The sequence below is a fragment of the Ectobacillus panaciterrae DSM 19096 genome (assembly GCF_000430785.1).
GTDB lineage: Bacteria > Bacillota > Bacilli > Bacillales > Bacillaceae_G > Ectobacillus > Ectobacillus panaciterrae.
The window spans coordinates 22,524-26,326 of sequence record NZ_AUMR01000060.1 but is presented as its reverse complement, the minus strand read 5'-3'; the positions used below and the strand labels follow the sequence as shown (position 1 = coordinate 26,326).

Below are 3,803 nucleotides of genomic sequence, written 5' to 3'. Positions count from 1 at the left end.
CGTTCTGAACGAATGCCGTAAAAATAGCCGACAAACATCATTTTAAAAAGAGTAATGGGATGAATCGAAGGTCTACCATTGTCTTTACAATAGTAAGGACGTAACTTTTCCTCTATAAAATCAAAGTCAATCGTTGCTTCCACGGCACGTAAAAAGTGGTCTTGTGGAACTAACTCTTAGTGAGCGGAGCAGCGTGTTTCAACGTTACGCTTTGTATCGACCTTACCTATAGAAAAACCACTCCTCTTTTTGCTAGAGCAGTGGTTTAAAGGATAACTTAATTAAATGGAAACCTTAAGATACAAGCCATAAGATCTCAATTTTTTTATTTTTTTGTGGTCACAACCGTGGTCACATTTTTGGTCACAAATCCTCTTGATACTGTCGTTTCCGTGGTCACAAATGTGGTCACAAAAATGCTCAAAACCCCAGTTACACCAACACTTTTAGCCACTGACAATCCTTAAAATTCTTTTACCTCACACTTTCCTCCCAATCCGCTCCATCACTTTCTCCAACTCATCCGGCTTCAAAAACTCAATCGGAGAAAATCCTTTTTCAAACGTAAGCGTATCCGCCTCAATCATCAGCACATACTTGTCATTCACCTTCGCGATATGAATCTGCTCCCCAAAATCCGCCAGAAGTCCTTTTACGGAAATATGGTCCGCCTTCAGCTTCAATTCAACTTCGGGGGCATGCTCCACAATCTGAGCAGCAGCTTCCATGACTTCCTCGGTAGAGAAATGCTCCATCATCTCACGCTTTGGGCTGGCGGACCAAATCTCCATCGCTTCCTCGAACTGCTGCCGTTCTTCGCTTTCTTCCTCGAACACTTCTTCAATGCGGTCATATACCATCGTCATTACTTGGTTCTTTACAATCTCCGGCATGGACTGTTCATACTGCACGAATTTCAAAAAGTCTTCGAAGTAGCGGGCATGGGAAGACTGGTGAATTTTCAGTTCCCGTTCTTCAATCATGCCTTCTTCCGGCATGTACGGATATTGAATCGACTTCATGTTTTTTGTAGTGATGGCCATTTCGACGTTGCGAATGAGCGTGGCTTCATCTGAAATGGAAGCGACTTTTGGCTCGAAGTCGCATTTCATGACAAAGACGAACGGTGCGTCGAAGTATTTTCTCAGCTTTGCATTTGCGATAATAAGTACGCCGCCTCGCACTGCGCTTGTATCTACATAGGAAGAAGCGAGGACTTCGTTGGCCGCTTGAAACGCTTCTTTTGTTTCGGAGAAGCGGACACGCTGGAATACGTTGAAGTTAGGGTTGGAATCCAAGCCGTGACCTTCTTCTGTAATAAAATAACCGATTTTCGTTGGGGCCTGTTCGCCCTTCGGATGACGCTCGACTTTGCGTTTGACAATTTTCGTCAGCTCGCCGTCCAAGAAGTCCTTTAGCGCGCTTTCTTCGTATTCTGTTTCGTCCAATGTTTGAAAATGCTTGTAGTACTTGGTTGTTTGTTCTCCTTTTCCTTCTACGTGCACGACATAGAAAGATAGGAAGTTAATTTGAAAATCCATTTTATCACCTGATTCTATTTTTTCAGCTTTTCTCAGTATAGAGAAGAGGAAAAGGATTCGTCAATGGTTCCAGAAGGTATTTCTTTCATACTGATTACGTACCTTTTTTAGAATATTTGTAAGCAGCCATTCGGCTGCTTGCTTTTTTAAATTACAAAAACTCTTACAAAAGTCACATAACCTATGAAGTTTTTTGAAAATCAATAAAATTAAGATAATAAGAGGACAGGAGGTCATAACATGGAACCAGCAAAAAAGTTGCAAACGCTTCCTACTATAGAGGAGCAAGCAGAAAATCAAAGCTTTTTATCAAAACTTAAAGAGTTGAAAGTAGGAGTTATTCCTTTACCTCTTTATGTAGCATTAGCACTGATTATTTATAGTGCATCTATATATAAGCAGCTTCCAGCTGATATGATTGGTGGTTTTGCCGTCATCATGGTCATGGGAATTTTACTTGGGGATATCGGATTGAAAATTCCTATATTGAAAGATATTGGAGGTCCGGCGATTTTAGCGCTCTTAGTCCCGTCTATTATGGTATTTTATAAGTTGATTAATCCGGCTGCAATGGGAGCGGTCACAACCTTGATGAAAACATCTAATTTCCTTTATCTTTATATTTCTTGTTTAGTTGCAGGTAGTATTCTTGGTATGAACCGTAAAGCATTATTACAAGGATTTACGCGTATGTTTGTTCCTCTCGTAGTAGGAACGCTTGCTTCCGTCGTGGCGGGAGTTTTAGTTGGATCATTGTTTGGATATGAGATGAAACATACATTTTTCTATATTGTCGTACCAATTATTGGTGGAGGAATTGGAGAGGGAATCTTACCGCTTTCCCTAGGATACTCTCAAATTTTAGGTAAATCAGCTGAAACATTTGTATCTCAAATGATACCGGCAGCTGTTATCGGAAATATCGTAGCGATTATTTGTGCCGGTTTAATGAAACGCTTAGGGGAGAAAAAACCGGAACTTACTGGAAATGGTGTACTAGTGAAAGCAAAAGGCGGCGACAAGATTACAAAAGAAACGAATATTAATAAACCTATTGATTTTTCACTAATGGGTGCCGGATTATTAATTGCCTGCGGTTTCTTCATTTTTGGTAACCTAGCACATAAATTTCTTGGCATTCCTGGTCCTGTACTCATGATTGTGGCTGCAACACTGGTCAAGTGTTTGAAAGTGATGCCTGCAAAAATGGAACAAGGCGCTTATCATTTATATAAATTTGTTTCAACAAGTTTAACATGGCCTCTCATGGTCGGTTTAGGTATTCTCTATATTCCATTAAAAGATGTAGTGAAAATTGTAACTCCAGCTTATGTTGTTGTTTGTTCTGTAGTTGTTGTTACGATGGTAGGAACCGGGTATTTAGTTGGGAAGTTTATGAAAATGTATCCTGTTGATGCAGCGATTGTAACAGGCTGTCACAGCGGTTTAGGCGGAACAGGCGATGTAGCCATTTTATCAGCTTCCAACCGGATGTCATTAATGCCGTTTGCGCAAGTTGCAACAAGACTTGGCGGCGCTTCCACTGTTATATTAGCAACATTGTTAATGAAATTATTAAGTTAAAAACGCTGTTAAAGAGCACTTGCATTGATGCGGAATGCATAATCTCGCAAGCTGCAAAGAAAGCAAAAGCAAACATCATCTATAAAGGGAGAGATATTGTATGTCAACTTTACGCGAAGAAGCATTAAAGATGCATAAAGAAAATCAAGGAAAGCTTGGTGTCCATTCTAAGGTTCCCGTACGTGATGCAAAAGATTTAAGTCTTGCTTATTCACCAGGCGTTGCAGAGCCTTGCTTGGACATTCACGAGGACGAAAGCAAAGTGTATGATTACACAATGAAGGGAAATCTCGTTGCCGTTGTTTCAGACGGAACAGCTGTACTCGGTCTTGGAAATATCGGTCCGAAAGCCGCTATGCCGGTCATGGAAGGAAAAGCGTTGCTTTTCAAATCGTTTGCTGATGTGGATGCATTCCCTATTTGCTTAGATACAACTGACCCGGATAAAATTGTGGAAGTTGTTAAATTATTAGAGCCGACTTTTGGCGGAGTGAACTTAGAAGACATCGCAGCACCGCAATGCTTTGAAATTGAAGATCGCTTACGAAAAGTTTGTGATATCCCTATTTTCCATGATGACCAACACGGTACGGCGATTGTGACTGCTGCCGGGTTAATCAACGCTCTTAAACTGGCGAACAAAAAAATAGAAGATATTCGTGTCGTGGCAAACGGTGC

The 3,803-nt window shown here is 40.8% G+C and carries 2 protein-coding genes and 2 pseudogenes; 2 read left to right on the top strand and 2 right to left on the bottom strand.

Annotated elements, in window-relative coordinates; translation table 11 throughout:
- Positions 1-176, bottom strand: a pseudogene (locus H540_RS34660) (transposase); the annotation flags it as partial.
- A 303-nt stretch (positions 177-479) separates the two neighbouring features.
- On the bottom strand, positions 480-1,541 hold the full coding sequence (locus tag H540_RS0115045; RefSeq protein WP_028401368.1) for a DUF3900 domain-containing protein: 1,062 nt from the start codon (positions 1,539-1,541) through the stop codon (positions 480-482).
- 240 nt (positions 1,542-1,781) lie between these two features.
- Between H540_RS0115045 and H540_RS0115040 the strand changes: the two genes are divergently transcribed.
- Together H540_RS0115040 and ystJ are read left to right on the top strand one after the other, a co-directional pair.
- On the top strand, positions 1,782-3,125 hold the full coding sequence (locus H540_RS0115040) for a 2-hydroxycarboxylate transporter family protein (RefSeq protein ID WP_028401367.1): 1,344 nt from the start codon (positions 1,782-1,784) through the stop codon (positions 3,123-3,125).
- A 100-nt stretch (positions 3,126-3,225) separates the two neighbouring features.
- Positions 3,226-3,803 (top strand): annotated as a pseudogene (gene ystJ, locus H540_RS29820) (NADP-dependent malic enzyme); the annotation flags it as partial.